The organism is Bifidobacterium sp. LH_730 (assembly GCF_056355835.1).
Window position 1 is genome coordinate 1 of sequence record NZ_JBKETB010000005.1, and the last position, 23,030, is coordinate 23,030.

Annotated in this window: 18 protein-coding genes and 1 pseudogene; 5 read left to right on the plus strand and 14 right to left on the minus strand. The window is 63.0% G+C overall.

Going from position 1 to position 23,030, the window contains the following annotated elements:
- Positions 1–115, plus strand: a pseudogene (locus tag AC1AUD_RS07540) (IS3 family transposase); the annotation flags it as partial.
- 82 nt (positions 116–197) lie between these two features.
- Here the strand turns inward: AC1AUD_RS07540 and AC1AUD_RS07545 are convergent.
- The 7 genes from AC1AUD_RS07545 to AC1AUD_RS07575 all read right to left on the minus strand — a co-directional run bounded on the left by AC1AUD_RS07545 (position 198) and on the right by AC1AUD_RS07575 (position 9,226).
- Positions 198–1,112, minus strand: a complete 915-nt coding sequence (locus AC1AUD_RS07545; protein ID WP_476573610.1) for a family 43 glycosylhydrolase — start codon at positions 1,110–1,112, stop codon at positions 198–200.
- 162 nt (positions 1,113–1,274) lie between these two features.
- Positions 1,275–2,633, minus strand: coding sequence for an ABC transporter substrate-binding protein (locus AC1AUD_RS07550; RefSeq protein WP_476573612.1), 1,359 nt, complete (start codon positions 2,631–2,633; stop codon positions 1,275–1,277).
- Between the two features lie 217 nt (positions 2,634–2,850).
- Positions 2,851–3,897: a LacI family DNA-binding transcriptional regulator gene (locus AC1AUD_RS07555; RefSeq protein ID WP_476573615.1), complete on the minus strand. Its 1,047-nt coding sequence runs from the start codon at positions 3,895–3,897 to the stop codon at positions 2,851–2,853.
- Positions 3,898–4,058: 161 nt separating this feature from the next.
- Positions 4,059–6,167: a beta-galactosidase gene (locus AC1AUD_RS07560; RefSeq protein WP_476573616.1), complete on the minus strand. Its 2,109-nt coding sequence runs from the start codon at positions 6,165–6,167 to the stop codon at positions 4,059–4,061.
- A 3-nt stretch (positions 6,168–6,170) separates the two neighbouring features.
- The gene (locus tag AC1AUD_RS07565; RefSeq protein ID WP_476573618.1) at positions 6,171–7,004 is read right to left on the minus strand and encodes a carbohydrate ABC transporter permease; all 834 of its coding nucleotides are present in this window, start codon (positions 7,002–7,004) and stop codon (positions 6,171–6,173) included.
- Positions 7,001–7,948, minus strand: coding sequence for a carbohydrate ABC transporter permease (locus tag AC1AUD_RS07570; RefSeq protein ID WP_476573620.1), 948 nt, complete (start codon positions 7,946–7,948; stop codon positions 7,001–7,003). The genes AC1AUD_RS07565 and AC1AUD_RS07570 overlap by 4 nt, the downstream gene beginning before the upstream one ends.
- Before the next feature lie 24 nt (positions 7,949–7,972).
- Entirely contained in the window at positions 7,973–9,226 is a 1,254-nt protein-coding gene (locus AC1AUD_RS07575) for an ABC transporter substrate-binding protein (RefSeq protein ID WP_476573622.1), read from the minus strand.
- A gap of 292 nt (positions 9,227–9,518) precedes the next feature.
- Between AC1AUD_RS07575 and AC1AUD_RS07580 the strand changes: the two genes are divergently transcribed.
- The 3 genes from AC1AUD_RS07580 to AC1AUD_RS07590 all read left to right on the plus strand — a co-directional run bounded on the left by AC1AUD_RS07580 (position 9,519) and on the right by AC1AUD_RS07590 (position 11,586).
- Positions 9,519–10,565 (plus strand): LacI family DNA-binding transcriptional regulator, encoded by a 1,047-nt coding sequence (locus AC1AUD_RS07580; RefSeq protein WP_476573624.1) that lies wholly within the window; start codon positions 9,519–9,521, stop codon positions 10,563–10,565.
- A gap of 234 nt (positions 10,566–10,799) precedes the next feature.
- Positions 10,800–11,180: a hypothetical protein gene (locus AC1AUD_RS07585; RefSeq protein ID WP_476573626.1), complete on the plus strand. Its 381-nt coding sequence runs from the start codon at positions 10,800–10,802 to the stop codon at positions 11,178–11,180.
- Positions 11,173–11,586, plus strand: coding sequence for a putative toxin-antitoxin system toxin component, PIN family (locus AC1AUD_RS07590; protein WP_476573628.1), 414 nt, complete (start codon positions 11,173–11,175; stop codon positions 11,584–11,586). The genes AC1AUD_RS07585 and AC1AUD_RS07590 overlap by 8 nt, the downstream gene beginning before the upstream one ends.
- A gap of 96 nt (positions 11,587–11,682) precedes the next feature.
- Here the strand turns inward: AC1AUD_RS07590 and AC1AUD_RS07595 are convergent, their stop codons facing one another.
- The 3 genes from AC1AUD_RS07595 to AC1AUD_RS07605 form a co-directional block, all read right to left on the minus strand.
- Positions 11,683–13,725: a hypothetical protein gene (locus tag AC1AUD_RS07595; RefSeq protein ID WP_476573630.1), complete on the minus strand. Its 2,043-nt coding sequence runs from the start codon at positions 13,723–13,725 to the stop codon at positions 11,683–11,685.
- Between the two features lie 149 nt (positions 13,726–13,874).
- Entirely contained in the window at positions 13,875–14,879 is a 1,005-nt protein-coding gene (locus tag AC1AUD_RS07600; RefSeq protein ID WP_476573632.1) for a LacI family DNA-binding transcriptional regulator, read from the minus strand.
- Positions 14,880–14,982: 103 nt separating this feature from the next.
- Positions 14,983–16,314 (minus strand): ABC transporter substrate-binding protein, encoded by a 1,332-nt coding sequence (locus tag AC1AUD_RS07605; protein WP_476573634.1) that lies wholly within the window; start codon positions 16,312–16,314, stop codon positions 14,983–14,985.
- Between the two features lie 306 nt (positions 16,315–16,620).
- Between AC1AUD_RS07605 and AC1AUD_RS07610 the strand changes: the two genes are divergently transcribed.
- A complete protein-coding gene (locus tag AC1AUD_RS07610) occupies positions 16,621–16,749 on the plus strand; it encodes a hypothetical protein (protein ID WP_476573636.1) in 129 nt (42 codons plus the stop codon).
- 13 nt (positions 16,750–16,762) lie between these two features.
- On the opposite strand, the gene AC1AUD_RS07615 is transcribed toward AC1AUD_RS07610, so the two are convergent.
- The 4 genes from AC1AUD_RS07615 to AC1AUD_RS07630 form a co-directional block, all read right to left on the minus strand.
- Positions 16,763–18,343: an MFS transporter gene (locus tag AC1AUD_RS07615; protein WP_476573638.1), complete on the minus strand. Its 1,581-nt coding sequence runs from the start codon at positions 18,341–18,343 to the stop codon at positions 16,763–16,765.
- Positions 18,344–18,448: 105 nt separating this feature from the next.
- On the minus strand, positions 18,449–21,178 hold the full coding sequence (locus AC1AUD_RS07620; protein ID WP_476573640.1) for a 3-keto-alpha-glucoside-1,2-lyase-like domain-containing protein: 2,730 nt from the start codon (positions 21,176–21,178) through the stop codon (positions 18,449–18,451).
- A gap of 61 nt (positions 21,179–21,239) precedes the next feature.
- Complete coding sequence (locus AC1AUD_RS07625; RefSeq protein WP_476573642.1) at positions 21,240–22,112, minus strand: YesL family protein; 873 nt, start codon at positions 22,110–22,112, stop codon at positions 21,240–21,242.
- A 5-nt stretch (positions 22,113–22,117) separates the two neighbouring features.
- A complete protein-coding gene (locus tag AC1AUD_RS07630; protein ID WP_476573644.1) occupies positions 22,118–23,029 on the minus strand; it encodes a carbohydrate ABC transporter permease in 912 nt (303 codons plus the stop codon).
- Between the last annotated feature and the right edge of the window lies 1 nt (position 23,030).

Genomic DNA, 23,030 nt, shown 5'->3' on the forward strand with positions numbered 1-23,030 from the left:
CGAGCGGTTCAAGACCGAGCTGGACGCGTACATCGTCCACTGGAACACCAAACGACGCCAGATACGACTCGAGGGACACACCCCGGAGGAATACCGGAACATGTCCCTCGCAGCCCGACCCCCGTATCCTAATAAACAACGTCCAACAAACAGGGCGCAGTTCAATGTCGACGGCCCTTCCTTCGCAACGCGCACAGCTACGGTTCGATCTCCCATTCGTCGTGCCACGTCAGCCTCGCCTGGCCATCGCCGATCTCAATCGGCAGCGTCACCAGTTCGGAATTCCCCAGGTCATCGGGATTCCAGCGGTCACCGATGTAAAGGAACCGCTCGGCATGCCACTGGTCAACCCCTCCCAACGGCACGATGACATCGCATTGTGATTCGAAGGTGCGGGACCCCTCCGGCGCGAACGGGCGCCACGAACTCCACGGCCCACGCAAATCCGAGGCCACGGCATACATATTGTCATTGCAGGCCCATCCGGTCAGTTGGGAGCCGAACCAGTAATACATGCCGTTCCGCTTGAGCAGAATCGGCGATTCATAGCCGAACCCGCCGTCGGCGCCCCTCAGACACACCACATCCTCGGCGATCGTCAGATAGTCGTCGGACAAGCGATATAGATGCGTGCCATTGGACCGATCCTCGCTCAGCACATACCCCACGCCGTCCTCGTCCTGGAACACGCCGATATCACGGCTGATACATCCCCGCCACTGTTGCACGCACCGCAGCTCGAACGGACCGGTCGGCGCATCGGCCACGGCGAAACCCAGATGCGCGTAGTTGTAATCATTCTCGCCGTCCACATGCAGAAACATCACATACTTGCCCGTGGATGGGCAGCGCAGCACCTTCGGCCGTTCCACGATGCGCGTGGGCCCGAGGAAATCGCCCGGCTCCCCCACCGGCAACGCCACTCCAGCACTGCGCCAATGCACGAAATCCGCAGTGACATAACAGGCGACGCCTTGGAACAGATTGCCCTCGGTCTTCACTTCGCCATAGGCGAACCACCGCTCGCCGAAGCGCTGGACACCGATGCCATGCAACTGCGCGACCTGTCCGGCCTCGTCACGGAACAGATTCACACCTTTGATTGTCGTCACGAATCACTCCTTTGCATATCCCCGCACACACCGGCGCCGGCATGCGATCATCCCGCCCGGCCTCTGACAGCCGAACCAGACAATCACATGCCGGCGCCGATCACAATCAGCCGGCGGACGCACCAAGGAAGGAGATAAAAGGCGCGTCCGCCGGACGGCTGGTCACTCCTTAACCGTGAAGCCCTGGCTCTTGCCCAGCTCGACGATCTTGTCCTGCCACTTCTGGATGCCCTGCTCAAGGGTCTCCTGACCCGTGTAGGCTCCGCCGACGTTATCGTTGAACACACCGCGGGCGGCCACGGCATACGGCAGCACCTGGTAGCCGGTGAGCACGTTCTTGGCGGATTCAGCCAGCACCTCGTTGAACTTCTGGCCGCCGAAGTAGTCCACATCGTTGCCGTCGGAGTCCTTCAGCGTGGTCTTGGAAAGCCAGTCCGAATCCTCCATGGTCTCGTTATCCGCCGGGAACGCGCCGCCATCGACACGAGCCTGCACGCCTTCGCGATCATGGTTGGCGAAATCGATGAACTTCCATGCGGCCTCGGCCTTCTTCGTCGTGCCCACGACAGCCAGGGACGAGCCGCCATGCTCGGCGTTGGCGGGCTTGCCATCGGGCGTGGGCATGGTGGTCACGCGCCACTTGCCCGCCGCGGCGGACGCTCCGCCGACGAGATTGGCCGGCATCCAGGAACCGATGAGCAGCGAGGCAAGCGTGCCATCGCCCAGACCGCGGTTCCAGTCCTCGGACCATCCGGCGGTCTTCGTGTCGATGAGGTCCTCATCGATCATCTTCTGCCAGAACTCCTGGAACTTCTTCGAGCCCTCGTCACCGGTCAGATTCACGGAGACCGTTTCGCCGCCATCGGACGTGGAGAACGGCTGTCCGCCGGCGAGCCAGGTCATGGCCTCGTAGAAACCGGCGTCGCCTGCGTCATTGGTGATGTAATACTTATCGCCCAGGGCGCGGATCTTCTTCGCCGCCTCATAGTAGTCGTCCCAGGTCTTGATCTGGGTGGCATCGACGCCGGCCTTGTCGAAGGTCTCCTTGTTGTAGAAGAAAGCCATCGGGCCCGAATCCATCGGCAGGCCGTAGATGCCGCCGTTGAACTGCACCTGCGCCCATGTGCCCGGCGTGTAGTAGTCCTCGTAGTCCTTGGCGCCCAATTCGCCGAGCTCCTTGAGCTGGCCCTTGATGGCGTACTCGGGGATGGCGTAATACTCGATCTGCGCCACGTCGGGAGCGCCGGAATTGGCCTCAAGCGCATTGGTCAGCGCGGTGTATTCGTCTTTGTTGGTGCCCACATTCTGCAGGTTCACCTTGATGTCGGGATACTTGGCCTCGAACTTGGAGACCACATCCTCCAAGGTGGGTTCCCAAGCCCATACGGTGATCTCCTGCTTCCCTTCGCCGGAAGCCTGGTTGGATTCAGTGGTGTTGGTGCTGCCGCAGGCGGCCAAGCCCGCCATCATCGCCACGGCGCCGGAAAGCGCCACGACCTTACGGATTGCAGTGAATCGCATTGCGTCTCTTCCTTCCTGAGTTATACGGCCGGCGCCTTCCTTGCACCGGACCATTTATAGAGCGGCTGCCTCGCCGTTCTTGATGTTGACGTTAACATAAAATGATGTTAACGTCAACTTTCTTTGTTCTTCAGGCGTTTTGCGGTCCTAGAAATCAACCTGCAATGGCCACGCACTCGTACGTCCGCACGCTCACACACCCATCACAAACCGCTTATCACCGCATGACCGATGGGGCCATCGTCGAACTCCGCCGCACGATATCCGAGCCGATAAGCACCCGACGGCGGTCTTGCGTGCGGCCTCCGCCGACGTTCCCCTCAACCAGCAGTCGCATAACCGCATCACCGGCCTCGTCATATCGCTGGCGCACGGTCGTCAATTCGTTGTGCGCATAGAAGCCACCGACGGAATCATCGACCCCCACCACGCTCATCCGCTGCGGCACCGCCCAACCGTGGTCACGCAACGCCTCGACCACTCCCATGGCAAGCGTGTCGTTCGCCGCATACACGGCGGTGGCCTGTGCAAGCGTCCCGTTATCCAGCAGCAGCTCCCCTACGCGGTATCCATCGGCAGCCCACCAGCCGGCGAATTCAACAGGCGACGTCTCCAGCCCATGCGACTGCATCGCATCGACATAGCCCCGCGCACGTTCACGCGCCACCTGCGACGCACCATCACCGCCGATATGCACGATGCGCCGGTGTCCCAGCGACACCAAATGGTCCACGGCCAGCCGGCTGATCAATCCCTGATCCATATCCACCGACGACCACCCCTCGCCCAACTTGTCAAGCGTGCCGATCGCCACCACGGGCACGCCGGGGAACAGCTCACGGATCTCGTCGGCCAACTCGCCTCCGGCATTGACCGCCAGACCGTCGATATCCAGCCCCGCCACAAACGGCGCGGACCGGCGCAACTCACCATGGTCCGCGAAATCACGCGGAATCAGCGTCAGGCCATAGCCACGCGCCGTGGCGGCCTTCAGCACACTGTCAAGCATCAACCGGCTACCCGAATTCCCCAGATAATCGACCATAAGCCCAATCGTCCTCGAGCGGCCCAACCGCAGGGTGCGGGCAGCCCGATTCGGCTGATATCCCAGCTCCTTCATCGCCTTGACCACTCTGGCTCGCATTTCGGGACTCACGGAATCACTGCCATTGGCCACTCGGGAGACGCTTTGCGTGGACACCCCCGCCAGCCGTGCGACGTCACGAATGGAGGCAGGGCGGGCATGCGTTGCGGTGAAGTTCATGGTTCATCAGCCTAGCGCCCCATGCGCACACCACGTCAGTTCCATGACGAACTCATCAAGGGCGCATAACAGGCGGACGCACAACGCAAGGGCCACCGACAAGACAAATGCCGGCGGCCCCGCATGAACCGGATTCCGCAGAGAAAACCGGGACGAAACGCTCAGCGACGCAGCACCTTCACGCCGTAGGCAGGCAGCGTCACCTCCGTGCCGGCGGCAACCGGAACATCTTCCAGCAGCTCGACCGCGTCGACGTTCACTATGACAGACTGCGGCGTCTCCCCCGGGTTGATCAGGAAGACGAAAACCGCGCCATCGTCGGAAACGCGCCTGGTGATTTCGACACCGCCCCCAGGCACCGTGGTCACATCGTCCGGCATCTCCACGCCTTCGAGCAACGAGTCAAGCACAAGCCCGATCCCATCCTCGCCCAGCAGAGTGGCGACATAGTACGTGCCACCCGGCACTTCATCGCGGAACGCACCACTGGGACGGAAGGTGACCGCCGGGCTGCCGGCATAGTATTCGCTCGCATATTCGGCCAGCACCTGCGTGCCGGCGTCCGCGCGCAGCACATCGAACAAAGTATGTCCTTCAATGCAACGGCCTCGCCCGGCCGATTCGTCCGCATCGCCGGCGTCCGCAAAACGCACCGGCACTGGATGGTCCCCCGGCAGCGAATCGGTCTCCTCCACCCACACACCAGCCAAATCACGCAATGGCACCGGAGCCTCACCCTGATACAGCGAATCATGCTCGTCGACCAAGCAACTCATCGTGGTGATCAGCAGGCGGCCGCCCGACTCCACATACCTACGCAGATTATCGACCGCACGTTCATCGACCATATACAGGCACGGCGCCAGCACGGCCGCATAGCCGTCCAAACCGTCGTATTTGGACACGATGTCGACCGGCACGTTGCGCCGGCGCAACTCCGCATACCAGCCGAGCACTTGCCGCACATAATCGAGGTCGACGGTGGGACCGGCGGACAAACCGATGCCCCATCGGGAGGGCCAGTCGAAGACCACGGCCACGCGCCCATGCTCGACCCTCGAGCCGAGGATGGTCCCGGACACCCGCTCCAGCTCCGCGCCAAGCTCGGCGCATTCGCGGAACACCCGGGTGTTCCCCGTGCCATCGGAGCCGATCACCGCGCCGTGGAATTTCTCGCAGCCGGACCGGTTCTGCCGCAGTTGGAAGAACTGCACGGTGTCGGCGCCATGGGCGATGGCCTGCCAGCTCATCTGCCGCATCTGGCCGGGCCGCTTCTGATAGCAGTATGGCATCCAGTTCTGCCGGCTCGGCGTCTGCTCCATCAACATCCACGGCCGCTGCCGCCCCACCGCGCGCATGAGGTCATGCCGCATGCAGGTCTCGGCGGAGGAGGTGTCCATCGCCGGATAGGAATCCCATGAAACGACATCCACACCGCCACGGCCGCCATCCGACTCACCGCCACGCCACGCGAAATAATCGTAGTCGGGGAAGGTGCCCATCATATTGGTGGTCACGGGACGAACGGCATCATGCCTGCGGATCGCGGCCTTCTCCTCGTTGTAGGAGTCGACCACGCACGAACCGTAGAACCTCAGATAGTCGAGCGTGTAGGCGGGCAGCACCGCGGCCCCGCCGCCCCATGGCGTGTAATCGCCTAGCAGGTTCGGCGGAAAGATCTCCTCGTAGGAGTGGTAGGTGTGCCCCCAGAACGCAGTGTTCCAAGCTTCGTTGAGCGCGGCGAGCGAGCCATAGCGGGAGCGCAGCCAGCTCCGGAAGGCCTCCGCGCAACGATCGCACCAGCAGAAGCCACCGTATTCATTGCTCACATGCCAGGCCACGAGGTTGTCCAGCCCGCGGTAGCGCTCGGCGAGACGCCCGGCCAAGGCAGCCGAATACCTGCGGAAGGTGGGCGAATTGATGCACGGGTTGTGCCGCGAGTTATGCCGCATCACACGGCCGTCCGCCTCGACGCGGTTCACATCCGGGTGACGCAGCGACATCCACGCCGGCAGCGCGGCGGTGGAGGTGGCCATGACGATCGACATGCCCGCCTTGGAAACGACGTCGACGATCCGATCGAGCCGGGAGAAGTCGTATTCATCCTCCGAAGGCTGCAGATCGGCCCACGCGAAGACATTGAGCGTGACCTCGTTGATGCCGGCCTGCCGGAACAGACGCATATCCTCGGCCCAAATTTCCTCGGGCCATTGCTCGGGGTTGTAGTCCCCGCCGTAGAGCATCGCTCCCCTCGATGACGTCAATGCCATGCCTCACCCCTTGACCGCGCCGCCGACCAGACCGGAGACGATCCAACGCTGGCAGAACACGAAGAAGATCACGACGGGCACGAGCGCGACGACGGTGATGGTCATGAAGCTCGGCCAATCGGTGGTGAACTGCCCCATCGCATTATAGACCTGCAGAATCACCGTGCGCAGATCGGTCGAGGTGAGGAACACATTGGGCAGCAGGAAGTCGTTCCACGTCGAGAGGGTCTGGAAGACGACCACGGTGGCCAGAATCGGCGTGATCATCGGCAGCACGATCACCCGGAAGATCTTCAGCGGCCCGGCGCCATCGATGCGCGCCGCCTCGATGATCTCCATCGGCAGCTTGCGCATATAGCCCACGACCAGGAAGTAGCAGAACACCGAGTTGGCCAGATAGAGCAGAATCAAGCCTTGGAGCGTGTTGACCAGATGGACCTTCGCCTCCATGCGATACAGCGGAATCAGCGTGGACTGCAGCGGGATGCAGAACGAAACCATGAGCAGGGTGCCGACGGCCGAGGTGAACCAGCTTTTCTGCAGGATCATGCCATAGGCCGCGAGCGCGCCGACCATGACCTGCAGGAACACCGCGACCACGGTCACGATGATCGAGTTGAGGAACGCCTTGGCGATGGGCAGCGTGGAGAACACGGTGATGTAGTTCTCGAACGTCCAGTGCTCGGGCAGCCCAAGCGGCGAGTTCGCCATGTCGATGGAGTTCTTGAAGGTGTTGATGACGATGTAATACAGCGGGATGGCCGCGATGATCGCCAGTCCGTTGAAAACGATGGTGCGGACGGCCACGCCGATATTCGCTCGTGTGCGCGGGTTCATGCGAACCTCCTGGAGATGATTCCGGCCACGGCCTGCTGCAGCAGCACGATGACCATGCAGGCGAAGGTGAAGATCACGGCGAGCGCGGAGCCCAGGCCGTAGTTCGACTGAGAGATGCCGGAGACGATGATCGATTGGGTGATGGTGTTGGTGGAATATCCGGGGCCGCCCTTGGTCATGCCGAAGGGCAGGTCATAGACCTTGAGTCCGGCGGTGATGAGCAGGAAGGAGCTCACGACGATGGCCGGGGTCAGCTGGGGCAGGGTGATGTGGATGAATTTCTGCCAGCCATTGGCGCCATCGACGGCCGCCTGTTCGTAGAGGTCCTTCGGCACGGCCTGCAGATAGGCCAGATAGAGCGTGGCATGCCAGCCGACGGCGGCCCAGACGGCCACGAAGATGACCGAGCCTCGCGCGAGGTTGGAGTCGGCCAGCCAGGGCACCGCGTCCAGCCCGAACTGGGTGAGCACGGTGTTCAATGCGCCCGTGTCAAGCGGCGAAAGGATGTATTGCCACACCAAGCCAAGCACGATGAGCGAGGGCACGCCGAGGAAGAAGAACAGGGAACGGGCGAAGGAACGGCCGTAGAACCTTGAGTTGAGGGCCACTGCCAGCGGAATGGCCAACGCGGTGGTGATGAGCGTGGTGAGCACCGCGTACATCACGGTGAAGCCAAGGCCGACGAGCAGCGAGGGGTCGGAGAACACCCGTCGGTAGTTCTTGAGGCCCACGAAGTTGACGTCGAGCGACAGGCCGCTGAAGTCGGTGAACGAGTAATAGATGGTCTGCACCAGAGGGACGCAGATCAGCACGACGAACACGGCGAGTATCGGCAGCAGGAATCCCGTCGACGATGCGTTGTTGACGAATCTGCTCGTCTGCCACCATGCGGTGGCCTTGGAGTCCGGAGCCGCGCCTTTCCGGCCCCTCGTGGTGCGAACCATGTCTTTATGCCTTCCTTTCGCGACTCACTTGGCCGAGGACTGCCACTTGGCGTCAAGCGCCTTGGTCACGTCAGCCGGGGATGCCTGGCCCTGGATCATGAGCTGCCACTGGGACGTCATCTCCTGGGTCATGACGGTGCCGGCGGAGGGCCAGTCGACCCAGTACATCTTGCCCTTGGCGATGTAGTCGTTGTAGACATCGGCGAAGTGCTCGTCCACGTTGGCCTTGTAGGTCGAGGAGATGGAGATGGCGCCCAGATTCTCCTCGAGCAGCTTCTCGCCTTCGGCGGAGTCGATGAAGGCGAGGAACTTCTTGGCGGCTTCGAGCTTCTTGCCCTCGGTCTTGGAGCTGATGGCATACGGGGAGTCGGGGCCGCCGCCGACCATCGGCTCGCCGCCTTCGACGGCGGGGAAGGCCGCGAAGCCATAATCGATGCCGGACTTGTTGAGATCGGGCGCGTCCCACGGGCCGGAGCGGTACATCGCGAGCTTGCCGGTGAGGAACTGCTGCTTGATCTGGTCGCCGGAGACGCCGACGGTTTCCTTGGGCAGCGTGCCGGCGTCGACCATGGTCTTCCACTGCTTGAGCACCGGGGTCCACACGTCGCTCATCGTCTTCTTGTTGCTATAGATGTCATCGTCGTTCGTCGCGATGCCCTGGCCCGCGTAATAGCCGCCGAGCATGGGCTGGAACGACGTGGAGGCGACCGACAGGTCCTCCATGTAGGGCGTGACGCCGGCTTCCTGGAGCTTCTTGCCGAGTGCGTTGAACTCCTCGAGCGTCTCGGGCACGGTGTCGTAGCCGGCCTGCTTGAGCAGGTCCTTGTTGTAGATGATGCCGCCGGCCCAGGCGGTGGGCGAATAGCCGTAGACCTTGCCGTCGCGGGTGAACAGTTTCTTATAGGAGTCGTCGACGTGCTTCATGAACGACTCATCGGTGATGTCGCGCGCCACGCCCGCGTCCATGATCTCGTTGCGGTTCTCGGTGGACATATGGAAGATATCGGGCGTCTGGTCGCCTGCGATTCGCGTCGTGAGCGTCTGCACATAGTCGTTGGCCTGCCCCTGGGCCGCGCTCATGTCGACCTTGATGTCGGGATTGGCCTTTTCGAAGGCGTCGACGACGGGGCGCATCTGCTTCTCGTTGTTCCACGAGAAGTACGTGATGGTGGTCTGGCCGTCGGATTGCGCGTCGCCACTGCCACCGCACGCCGCGAGCGGAACGAGCATGGCCGCCGCCGCGAGGGCCGCCATCACGACCTTGCCTTTCTTGAACATGATGTCTCCTTTGAACCGCACCGGCCGCCGCGGGAAGAGGAGGACTTCAACGTCGCCCACGGCCACCGGTGAGTGTTTTTTATCACCATTATTGGTAACGATGTCATTTATACCGTAACGTTACGGATAATGTCAAATTAACCGATATTTATATTGAAATCATTGGTATTTCATGGCGTGTCACCATCGTCACACAACCATGCCCCATATGCCATATTATTGATGTTCGTTACCATATACATAGACACCGCGGTTTACGCTGGGAAATCACGGAGAACGAAAGGGAACGGCGATGGATCAGTCACGCAGAAAAAACCGGGTCTCGGTCACCGACGTGGCCAAGGCGGCGGGCGTGGCCCCCATCACCGTCTCACGCGTGACCAATACGCCGGACCAAGTGCGTCCCGCCACGCGCGCGAAGGTCGAGGCCGCCATGAAAGCGCTTGGCTACCGGCCGAATCGCGCGGCACGCACGCTGCGCACCGGGCAGACCCACAACATCGGCCTGATCGTGCGCAAGGAACCCGGCGCGGGAGACTCAGCCATCATCGAAAGCGCCGCCGTCGACGCCTTCGAGCTGTCATACACCATCACGCTGGCACTCGTGCCCGACGACAATCCGACGACGCTGCGAGAGACGATGGAGAAGCTACTCGATATGGGCGTGGCCGGCGTCATCGTCTCCGCGGAGTCCAAGTCGTTCCCCTACGAGGTGCTTGACGACTATCCCCAGGTGACGATCGTGACACTCGGCGGCGTCTTTTCGGGACTGTCCGCAAACATCATGGAAGTGTCCATCGACCAGGAGCTTGGCGCACGACTGGCCACCCAACGACTCATCGACCTAGGCCACCGGAACATCCGCCATGTCGCAGGCCCCGTGACATCCCCTTCGGCGCAGATTCGCCGGGACACTTGGCACGAGACGATGGAACGCAATGGGCTCGAAACGCCCGAACCGATTCAAGCGGCGGGATGGACGGCAAGCGACGGATACGCATCCGGCGAACTGCTGCTGGCCGACGGCGGCTGCACGGCAGTGTTCGCCGCAAACGACTTCATCGCCTTCGGCATCGCCAACGCATACCGGGAGCACGGCAGACGCATCCCCGAGGACCTGAGCATCATCGGCTTCGATGACTATCCGAACCCGTATGTGTGGCACAATCAGCTGGATTCGGTGCGCCAGGATTTTCACAAGCAAAGCCGGGCCGCCATCGAACGCATCATCGCCTGCAATGAGCAGGGGGAGAGCGAACGATATTCGATCCGCATCTCCCCCACGCTCGTGCTACGCGGTTCGACCGCGGCAGCGCATCTCACCGGCGACGAAGCATGAAATACAGCGCCGGTCAGGCCGCTCCAATAATGCGGGAACGTATCGCCATACTGCTTGCACTTGCCGGTTCCTCTATCGGAGTGCTGAAACGATATTCCATCTTCGAGCGCGCCAGTTATCCACAACACGCCCGAACGACGGCCTCCGTCCACAATAGCCCGGCGTGCTGGACACGGCGACGACGGCGCACATACCGTCAAAACACCCATTCGACGACGAAAGGATGCGATTGATATGACGGCAACAATGATTGCGCCACCGGCAGTATCATGGAATTATTTATATAATTATCAGATATGTAAAGGATGGCGGATGAAAACCTATACGATGGCCGAGCTCAGCCACAAAGCCAAGGCAATCTGCGAAAGCGATGAACCGGCGATGATTACGACCAACGGCAAGCCACAGAGCCTAATCTTCAACATCCGAGATATGCGCGTGGACGACGCAATCAATGCGATGACGGATGCATATGGCATGCTGTGCCTGGCCGATATGAACCTGACCGCCGCCGAACGCGGTCTCGACAGCATGACGCTGGATGAGATCAATGAGGAAATCCGTCGGACCCGTCTTGAACGTAGGCAACGAAAGGCGGGTGGGAAGGATGCGTGATACCGCCGACCACAGAGCCGTTCTGGATACCAACATCCTCGTCTCGGCGACGCTCAGCGGGAGCGGCGCCCCACGAAAGCTGATCGAAGCACTTGCCCGCAGACAATTCGATGGCGCAATCAGCGATGACACCTATGCGGAATATGTCGAAGTCCTGAAACGCCCCAAGTTTGGCTTCTCTTCCCGAGACATCCGCAATCTGCTTGCCATGGTGCGGCATCACAGCCGCCACTACACCGCCATCCCCCAACCCGAGCGCACACCCGACCCCGACGACCAGCCGTTCTGGGACCTAGCCGTCACCGCCGACGCGGCGCTCGGCACGGGCAATGTGAAGGACTTCCCACCCAGCCCGCGCGTGCGCACGCCGCGCGAGTTCCACGACGAGCTGAGCGCAGGCGCATAGCGAGTCGAGCGCATAACGCAGGACCGCCGGCAAGACGATGCCGGCGGCCCTCCTCATCGATCAGCCATAGCTCGATCTTCCATCCGTCGCATCACGTCAGCGCCGGCGAAGCATGAAATACAGCGCCCAGTCCTGGTCGTTGGCCATCGGATCGGCGAAATGGGTGCGCACGCCGTTGACCGAGTAGGGGAAGACATAGGCCGCCGAGGCACGGCCATCGGGGAAGAACAACTGCAGGTTGGCCCGGAGCGAAGCCTCGGCGCGACGATGGTATTCCGCGATCTGCGCGGCGGAGAGGTCGGCCTCGGCGCCTTCGCGCTCCGCCAACAATGCCGCCAAGTCAAAGATGTCGCCGGTCAGGCCGCTCCAATAGTGCGGGAACGTGTCGCCATACTGCTTGCGCTTGCCGAACCAGAAGCCGTCCCAATGCCGGATCGCGACCTCGTTCAGATGCGCGTCGGGCTGGCATCCGTTGAACTGGTCGAGCACGCGCAGCTGATCGAGACCCGCCTTCGCCAAGTCGGCGTCACCGGTCAGCAGAGCCGTTTGCAGGATGAGCTGCGCGGCGGGCGCGACGATGGACTGCTCGAAATTGACCTCATGCTTGGGATAGTTCAGGCCAAGGCCCGCAAGCGAGCGAGCGTGGGCGACGAACATGGCGCGCGCGGATTCGAACTCACGGGTCATGCCGGCCTGCTCCAACGCCTCGCACAGGACGAGCACCGGCATCTCGATCGGATAGAACCGCAGCGCATCGTGCGCATAGAAATCCCGGATGATCCGGTAGGCGGTCAGCAGGTCCTCGGCGCGCCCGTCAAGCCGATGAAACTCGAGGAACAACGCCGCATACCATGGCGAGTTATAGAGCCGCACGAAGCTGTCGTCCCTCGGCGCGTCGTTGAACACCTGCCCGCTGTCCGCGTCGACGAGCTCACGCAGGACGAAACACCGATAGGCGTCGAGGCTATGCTCCATGGCGGCCTCAAGGCCTTCGGGATCGCCCTCGGGCACGGCGAGACGCCCTTCGCGCAGCGCGCGCAGATACGAGGCAAGGAACAGCCCCATGCCCGCACGCTCGCGCCCCGCGTTGTAGTCGTTGATATTGTCGCTCACCGGCGTGCCGGCGTAATAGTAGCGCCGCTCGCCCTCGTTGTCATAGGGCAGATAGGCGCCGTCGAGATGCGGATCGTCGCCCTCGCTCTGCTGACGCCCAACGATGAAGGCGGCGCGGCGCGCCAGCAGGTCCTCCAACGGCGCCGAGACGAACACCCGGGTGATCAGCGTGCGCCCGTCCGCATCGATGCGGAACACATGTTCGCCGGCACGATCGTCCACGCGGTCATGGCTCCACACATCGCTTGCCGAGGACCGATATCGGAACTCGTAGACGCCGTCGCCCACGCGACGCGCCGGCTGGCCGTTGACCGTGACCGAGGACGCCTCGAAGGAGGGGCGAATCGTAAGAGTGCCACCCTCCCCCGCAAACAGCACGGTGCGGTCCCAGTCCGCCCGGATGAAACGGCTGTGGCGCGCGGCTTGTTCGAAGAAATCGTCGCGGCCGGCGCACGGGAAGGTCGTCCAGGAAAGACGTCGGCTCTTCCCCGGGGCGAATGCCATGGGCTCGGGATGCAGGACGAAGCAGCCGCGGTCGTTGCTCTCCCTCGTCACGTCACGCGAGACGCTGTAGGAGGCGAGCGCCCCTTCGGTGAGCACAAGGCCCAGATGCGGAGCGTCGCCGCTCATACGCAGCGCAAGCACCCAGCTGCAGGCGCCGGCGCAGTTCAGGTGCACATCGCAGTGCCGCCGCACGTCATAGTCGGCGGACTCGTCGTAATACCGGTCCTCGAGCGGCAGCGTGATGCCGATGTCTCCGACGGCCGTGAGCACAGGCTTGGTGCTGGTGTTGGTCAGCGTGACGGTGGTCGTCGTTGTGCCTTGTTCCTCGTCGCAGGTCATCGCGACATCGGCGGCGAGCGCGGGAGGCGCTACGACGGCAGCATACGGATGGTCGGGGCGCAGCCAGTTCATCCGCGTCGGGTCGCCGGGCAGACGCAGCTCCACCAGGCCGAGTGGGGCGGGCAACGTGGCGGTATGGGCGTAGGCCGGTGGAATGGGAGCGTCGTGCCCGAGAGTGTACATGGAAATCCTTTCAAGAGAGGACTATGAAGAGAGGCCCCGTCGGCGGCACGAGGATGGAGAATATGAGGAATGTCGCCGACGGGAAGTGCTGATATTGGTTCGCGGTTTCGGCACTTGCCGAGGAATCATGGACTGGGAATGGGTGTCGGTCAGGCCGACTCGCCGCACACGAGCCTGAAGCCGGTTGTCTCCCGACGCGGCGGCTCACAGGTCTCACCGTTGATGCGCTCGACCAGCATGGACACCGCCATGCGGGCCATGTCATCGAAATCGACGGCTATGGTGCTCAGCTGCGGCGTCGAATACGAAGCCGGAGCCACGCCATCGAAGCCGAAGACGGCTTTGTCCTGCGGCACACGGACGCCCATGCCGGCGAATCCGCGGAGCAGGCCGAGGGCCAGGAGGTCGTTGAGGCAGAACAGCGCGTCGTATCCCAGATCTGCCTGGGCGATGATCGCGGAGGCCTTGAGGCCACCATCCACCGTCCAATCGCAGGGGATGACGTCGGTTTCCTCGCCAAGCCCCGCATCGATCATGGCGCGCACCGCCATGTCGATGCCGGCGTTGCGCCCCTCGGCGGAGGAGACGCCTTTTTCGAAGCGGTTGCCGCCGACGACGGCGGCATGCTCGTAGCCGCGGCTTTTGAGATAGGAGAAGGCCGTGCGGAAGGCCGCGTCGAGCGGCAACGCCACATTGTCATACAGCGGATTGGGCGAATAATCCTCGAAGAGCACGGCCGGATGGTTGCCGATCAGCGAGCGCAGCTCATCCTCGGGCACGCCGTGCAGGTTGAGGATCAGCCCGTCGCACATCGGCGAATTGACACGCTCAAGCAGGGTGCGTTCCTCGCTCATCGAGGCGTTGGTCTGCTGGATGATGGTCTGCAGACCATGCCTGGCGGCTTGGCGGGACACGGCGCCGGCCAGCTGTGCGAAATACGGGTTGGCGATGTCTGGCACGACGCAGGCAATGATGTTGCTTCTGCCCTGCTTGAGGAATCGGGCCGACATATTCGTGGCGTAGTTGACGGCCTTGGCCGCCTTGAGCACACGTTCGCGGGTGGAATCCTTGACCACGGGATCGCCGCGCAACGCCGCCGAGGCGGTGGTGACGGACACGCCCGCCTCCTTGGCGACGTCACGCAACGTGGACATGGTTCCTCCCGGATAATCGACGAACAGGCCGAAACGTTTCGGTTTTGATTGTAGCGCCGGTCCGCTCCCTGGGACGTGCCTTGGAGCGAACCGGCGCCGCGGATCACTCCTTGACCTCGAAGCCCTGCTGCTTGGCGTATTCGATCAGACTGGACTGCCATTCGGCCACGCCGTCGGTCAGCGTTCCCTGGCCGGTGAAGGCCTTGCCGGCGGAGTCGGAGTAGGTCTTGCGCGCCTGCACCTCGAAGGGCAGGTTCTGGTAACCGGACACCACGGTGTCGGCGGCCTTCTGCAGCACCTCGTTGATCTTCTGGCCGCCGAAGTAGTCGCTGGTCTTGCTCAGGAACTCGTCGGATTCGAGGATCTTGTTGGTGGACGGGAAGTTGCCGATCTCGGCCCAGTTGTAGTGCGCGCCATCGCCGTTCGAGCACCACTTGACGAACTTGTAGGCGGCCTCCTTCTTCTTCGTGTTGGAGACCACGGCGTAGGCGGAGCCGCCGTTCTCGGAGTTCTCGGTGCCGCCCTCCTCCCAGGTCGGGGTGTTCGCCACGCGCCACTTGCCGGAGGCCTGCGGGGCGCCGGACTCAAGGTTCATCGGCATCCAGGCGCCGGTGATGAGGGAGGCGATCGTGCCATCGCCCAGACCCTTGTTCCACTCGTCGGTCCAGCCCTTGGTCTTGGTGTTGATAAGGCCTTCGTCAATCATCTTCTGCCAGTATTCGACGAACTTCTTCGTGCCCTCGTCACCGGTCAGGTCGATGGACACGGTCTTGCCGTCCTCGCTGGTCTCGAAGGGGTGTCCGCCGGCCTGCCAGACCATCGAATCGAAGAAGCCCGCGTCACCGGCGTCGGAGGTGATGTAGTAGTTGTCGCCAAGCGCATGGATCTTCTTGGCGGCCTCGTAGTACTCGTCCCACGTCGTCGGAGCCTCGGTGACGCCGGCCTTGTCGAAGATCTCCTTGTTATAGAAGAATGCCATCGGGCCGGAGTCAAGCGGCAGGCCGTAGATGCCGCCGTTGATGTTGACAGAGCTCCAGGTGCCCGGGGTGTAGTCGTCCTTGAGGTCGGCGGCGCCCATCTCGGTCAGGTCGAGCAGCTCGCCGCTCAACGCGAGCTGCGGCAGCGCGTAGTATTCGGCGCCGATGACGTCGGGCGCGCCCTTGCCGGAGGCGAAGGCGTTGTTCAAGGCGATGTACTGCTCCTCGCCGGTGCCGGCGTTGACCCAGTTGACCTTGATGTCGGGATTGGCCTTCTCGAATTCGGCGATCATCTTGTCGGGGCCGGTGCCCCACATCCACAGCGTGATCTCGGTCTTCCCATCGGCGTTCTTCTGGTCGCCGCCATCGGAGGCACCGGTGCTGCCGCAGGCCGCGACCGACGCCAGCATGGCGACCGCGCCGACGCCCGCGATGACCTTGTTCATCACATGCTTCATGACTTCCTCGTTTCTTCCAGCGTCCCTCCTCCTTGGAGGACGTTGGTCTCAATATAGCATATTTTCCGCAACGTTACGATTCACGGTAAGCACTGGCGTGTTTCATTGATATATCAGCATTTTCTTAGCTCCCAATAGCAGCCATGCCATCTTGCGGCAAAGCTTGTTATTAGTATCGTTACGGTAGCGACGATAATCCCTCCCGAACGCTTCCGAATCACGATTCGGGGGTGCGGAAAAGTCGCTCATAAAAGTGTTCTTCTCGGTCAAGAATCTTCTGATTCCTATCCCGACATACGTTTCGGCATGAAGCTTGGCGCCGGTAACATCGACAGCAGCGACGGAATCTTCACCGCACCCTATTTCACGACGTTCCTCCTGCGCCGTCTGCTGCATGAATATGACGAAGGCAACGCCCGGCTATTCGATCGCTGAGGCTGCCGCGCCCTTAGCCCTCGGGCCAGCAGTCGCGGTAGGGGACGCCGGTGAGGCGTTCGACGGTGGCGCGGGCCTCGGGGGTGGCGTCGGACTTGCGGCCACCGTTGCGCAGGCGGTCGATCTCGCGCAGCACGGCCATATCGGTGGCGCGGTTGATGTTGAGGTGCTGGGAGACGACCCAGCAGACGATCATCGCGAAGGCCATCCAGCCGAGCATCACGGCGGCCAGGCCGATGCGGGCGGCGGGCGGCTGCACGTCGCGCGTCGAGTCGAAGCCGACCGCGCCGAGCACCAAGCCGACGCAGATCGTCGCGATGCCCGAGCCCAGCTGGCGGAAGCCTGCCTGGATGCCGGAGAAGGTGGCGGAACGGTAGCGTTTGGTGACGATCTGGTCCACGTCGGCGATGAAGGGGAACACGGCCCACGGCAGATAGCCGCACAGGGACTTGAAGGCGAAGAACCATAGCGAGCCGGCCACGGCGAACACGGTCCACACGGCGCTGGAGGCTGCACTGCCAGTGGCTCCGGCGGCTCCGGCACCGACAGCCGCGTCCGCTCCCGCACCAGTGTCCACCGCGGCCCATATCCACGCCGCGCCCAGCCACACCAATCCGACCAGCATCCCCGCGAAGTCGATCGCATACAGCCGGCGCGGACCGATACGCGTCATCAGCCAGCCGAACAACGGCATCAACGGCAGCGACACCGCCGCGCAGCCGAGCAGCAGCGAGGCGAAGGCGGCGGTGCGGTTCCAGTCGTAGATCACGAAGAACACGAAGGTCTGTCCGGACACATCCATCGACACCTGCACCAGCAGATAAATTGACAGATGCTTGCGGAATTCCTTGATCCGCAAAGTGCTCGCGTATTCGCGCAGCACGCGCCCGGCCCGTCGCGCCCAGCCGCGCACGCCGAGCCGCGGTTCGCGCCGGCTGCCGCTGGCCCACGCGCCGAAGCCGGCCTGCTCGGGCGTCATCTCCCATGTCGTGCGCCACGTGACGCCCACTGCGAGCGCGAACACCACGGTCGCGCCGATGGCGAAGACCATGTATCCGGTCGGCCTGTCCTCGCCGAACACCGCCAGCGCCCAGCCGCCGACCAGCGGGATCAGCGTGCCGGCGGATGTGGAGATGACCAGACGCACCGTCGACAGCTTCGTGCGCTGGCCGAAATCCTGCGTCATCTCGCCGGGCAGCGGATTGTAGCTGGCCTGGAAGGCCTGCGCCAACAGCACCCACAGCACGTAGACGGCCGCGTAGGCCGCGACCGGCAGGCCCGGGGTCCATAGCAGCACGCCGATGAGTAGCGAGGGCGCGATCAGCATGAGCATGAGGCCACGCCGCCCGAAACGCCGGCCGATCGGGTATCGGTAGAGATTGTCGTCGAGCACGCCGAAGACAAGCGCGCCCACGGCGCTGACCAGCGCGCTCACGCCGATGATGCCCTGCGCGGTGGCAATGGACATGCCGCCGAAGCGCGTCCAGAACAGCGCCAGATAGGTGGCGATAAGCGTGAGCTGCCCGCCGCCGTAGAAATCGCCGGCGCCAAAGCCGATTGCCTCGCGCATCGATATCTTGCGCAGTCCGGTCATGGGCCCACCTTCCTCGCTCATCACCAGCCAACCGCGCCAGGCCGACATTGCGGATGAGCAACGGCCTGGCGCGGCGAGGCGACCGACATCATCTCGGGATGTCTGTCAGGCCAACACGCCGACGGCATCCACCGACCATGTGGCATGGTTGGCGAGCCGCAACGTCACCGTATGACGACCGGGTTCCAGTCCCTCGACGCGCAGCTGGGTGCGCAACGATCCCTCGTTCGTCTGGGTCCGCACACCCGGCTTGACCAGCGAACCGTCGACATACACATCCAGCCACACGGAACCATCGGACGGGCCGAACACATCGAGTCCGGTGCCGTCGAAGGTGTGGGCCAGCGTGGCGCCGATCTGATTCGTGCGCGAAATCGAACGCATATAGGTGAACATGCCCTGGCCGTTGAGATGACGCCAATCGCCGGCGTATTCCAGCACCGGGGTGCGGGAATCGTCCCAGCCGACCATATGCATATCGTCGATCAGCGCCGAATAATACGCGCTGAAGCCTTCCACGCGCTCGACCTTGAGGTTGGAGAAGCGCACATGATCGAAGCTGGCGCCGAGGTCGATGCGCCCGGCCGACTGCGGGCGGTCGTCGGTCCATTCGGTCACCTTCGCGCCGTTGAGCCACACGGAGACGACGGGACCGGCGACCTGGAGCGCAAGCGTGAACCAGTCCCCCGCGCCCGGCTGGAATGGCGTCATCCCTGCCTCGGCGGCGCGACGGCGCAGGTCCTCGAGATGACCGCGGCGCTTTTCGTCGCCATAGCGGCGCAGCAGCCACACGCCATCGGCGCGCAGCTTGAAATCGTAACCGCAGATATCGGTGGTGAATTTATTGCCGCCCATATCGCGCGCGCCGAGCAGCACATAGGGCGCGCGGCCCGGATACGGCTCGAAGCGCACATCCACGGACACGCGGTAGTTGGCCCAGCGCATGTCGCCGATCGTGGTGCGAGGGTCGCCCTCGATCCAGGCGTTGCCGGCGTGGTTCCAGTCAATCTGCTGGCGCAGGGCGGCGCCACGTTCGGAGTCGGGCACGATTTCGAAGGCACCGTTGGAATCGGTGGTGTATCGAGGCCCGCGCGCGGGGTCGTCGAAGGCGTCAGCATGCAGGATGCCGGCGGCAGGGTCCTCGTCGAGCACGGCACGGGAGCCTTCGGCGGCAGCTGGGACGGCATACGGCTCGACGTCGGTGAGCGTGGTGACGGTGACCATCGACCACGGGCGCATATCGAATTCGTATTCCTTGGTGCCTCCCGCTGCGGGAACGCCTTCCACGGAGCCGATGCAACGGCGGTAGGCGGTGTCGTAGCGTTCGCCGGGTTCGGCGGCGCGGGTCTCCCATATTTCGGCGAGCTTGCCGGCGGCGATCAGCGAGGAATCCACGGCGATGCGGACGGTGCGGGCGAAGGCGGAGTCGTTGACGACGATGGTGCTGAAATCGGCTCCGTCGGGCGCGGCGAGGGTGAGATAGCTGGGCTCGCCGTGACGGGCGCCGTTGACGGGGTTGTTGCCGCCGACTTCGCATCCGGAGGCGGCGGGGATGCCGCGCCAGATGTGGGAGGCAGAAGATTCCCAGCCGAGGTGGGCGAATTTGGCGAAGTGCTCGAGGATGGCGCAGCCGGCGTCGTAATACATCCAGCCGCTCCAAGGGTCGCGGGCGGAGACGAGTTCCTTGGAGGCGTATTCCATATGCTCATGGCAGGCGCCGATGGCAGGCTGGTAGATGGCGTGGGTGCGGCGGGATTCGACGAATCCCTTGATCAGCGTATTCGCCATTTCAAGCGGGCCGTTCTGCCCGCCGAGTCCGGTGGAAGCGGCGGCGCCGAAGGCACCGGCTTCGCGCGCGTCGGCAGGCAGGGCGTCGCGTTCAACGTCGGTCAACCCGTCGCCATTGGTGTTGTTCGGGCGGTCGGCGGAGTTGGAGAACACCGCCTGCGCCTCAGAGTTCCATACCTCCTTGTCGAATTCGTCGGCGAGGCGGGTGAAGTTGCCCTCCGGATCGTCCTCGACGGAATAATGGTAGGAGGCCACGTCCATCGCGGCCATATAGCGCGGCTCGGCGATGACCTCGCCGGCGAAGGTGCCGGTGACCTCCTCGTCGGAGGTGATGACCTTGATGCGGCGGAACAGCTCGCGCTCCTCGTCCGACGACCAGCCTGCGTCTGCGGCAGTGGCGGCGCGGCCGCCGCCGGCCTCGATGCGCGCAACCTCATCCGAATCCAAATCCGAAACCGAAACCTCGAAGCCGGTGTCATCGGTCAAAATCCGGTGCTTGAACTCGGCGACCCATTCGAGATCCGCGGTGCGCTCGTTGACATCCGGGTTCACCGAATCGACCATGATGCCGTACCGACGATATACCGCCAGAATCGTGTTCTTATACCAGCGGTACACATCGTCGTTGTCATGCACCCAAGTCGGCGCCATCCAGCGCAGGATGCTCAGCCGGACGTCGGGCTGGACCGTGCGCGCGTCGGCGGCCAGCTGGAAGCCGGGGTCCCGTTCGACGGCCGGATATTCGTCGCGGTCGCGCATCGTGCAGGGATTCGGACCGGTGGAATTGTTGCGGTCGTTGCCCATCTCCACCTTGACGGTGTTCATGATCGGGCGCGGCCCGCCGAACAGCGTGCGGATCAGCCGCCAATAGGCCTCCGGATTTTCGGCCTTGTAATCCATGAGCATGCTGGATGTGGCGTTGCCGGAAAGCACGCCGAATCCCTTGTAGGTCAGGCCGTTGCGGTTCTTGGCGGCGGCGGCCACGTCGGCGGCGCGCAGGGCGACGGAGATGGTCGGCAAAGCGGCTGTGCCGTTCATGGTGTTCATATTGCGTTCCTTTGCGGATTCGATGGATGGATGGAGACATATGGACTGCGTTCGACGCGACTTACTGCTGGAAATCGGATAATCCGCCACGCCCCGCCGGATCGGCGGCGGTGCGATCGGGGTCATACAAGGCGATGGCGGTCGGATCGTGCGATTCACGCGCCAAGGCGACGCCCATCGGCAGCATCTGCCAGCGCGCGCCGGCATAGATGAGATAGCACACCAATCCGGTGGCGAGCACTGCCACCAGAACGGGGCTAACCGACAACGCCCACACATATGACGCGCACACCGCCAGATTCACCAAGGCCAGCGGCAGGCGCTTGACGCACAGCAGCACGCCATTGCGCACCAACGACCGCCAGCGCGCCTTGGGGAATTCGACCGCCAGCATCAGCGACACCAGCAAAGACAGCGCGACCAGCAGCGCCAACACCGCGCAAAGGGGAATCAAATAGGCGCCCCAGGGAACCTGGAGCAGCAGCTGGATGTCGTAGAGCAGTATGAAGATCGCGGCGGCGGCAGGCGCGCCGAGGGAAAGCGCGCGGAGCGCCAGACGCCGCCAAGCGCATGCGAAGGGGCGGAATATCGCGACCGTGGCGTCGTCCGAAACATAGGGAGAGGCGATCCAGTCGGGCACTGGGGTGAACTGAGCCTCGGCCAACGGATCGTCCGCACGATTCGAGCGCGTATCAGGCAACCAATGGCGAATAATCGAATGCTCGGGGCGCAGGGCGGGATGGTCGCGGAAGACGGCGAACAGGGCGGCCAATCCCGGCGTGCTCAGCGCGGCGGCGACGCAGAACAGCGGGTAGTAATCGAAACTCGGCACCAAGAACCACACCAACGCCAGCGGAAGGCAGCCCTCCAGCGCGCATAGCGACGAGGCCAACAGCACGTATATCGCGTTGACAATGGGCAGATAGGCGCGCATTCGGCTCAGCCCTTCATGCCCGAGGTGGCGATGCCTTCGATGAACTGGCGCTGGCCGATGAGGAAGACCACGAGAATCGGCAGCACGGAAAGCACCGAGCCGGTCATGATCATCGAATAATCGGCGTCGTATTGGCTGATGAAGGTCTTGAGGCCCAGCTGGATCGTATACAAATCGGGCGAGCGCAGATACAGCAACGGCCCCATGTAATCGTTCCACGTGTTCGTGAAGGTGATGATCGCCAACGCCGCGATCGAGGAGCCGGACAGCGGCAGGATGATGCGCGCATATATGCCGAATTCGTTCATACCATCGAGCCTCGCCGCCTCGGAAAGCTCGTCGGGGATCGTGTCATAGAACTGCTTCATCATGAACACGCCGAACGCGCCGAAGGCCTGCAGCAGGATGATCGACCAACGGGTGTCGTTGAGGCCCGCCATGGAAAGCATCTTGAACTGCGGAATCATATAGGCCTGCCACGGCACGGCCATCGTCGCCACATAGATCAGGAACAGCGTGTTTCGCCCGGGGAAGTTGATCTTCGAGAAGCCATATGCCGCGAAGGAACCGGTGAACACCTGCAGGAAGGTCACCACCACGGCGAAGAACACGGTGTTGAGCAGCCATGTGCCCATATCGGCCTTGGTCCAGATCTGCGCATAGTGCTCCCAGTGCCAGGTTTCGGGGAACCATTTGACCGGAACCATGAAGACCTCGTTGTTGTTCTTCAACGAGCTCAGCACCATCCATACGAAGGGCAGCAGGATGAACGCGCTCACCGCAAGCATCGCGAGATAGCCGATGGCCTTGCCCACCACCGCCAAAGGCGAGACGGGGCGCCTGTTGAATCCGTCCGCATCGATGCGGGCCGAGGAAACGCCCATGCCGCGCATCGGGGAACCGTTCGCACCGGCCATA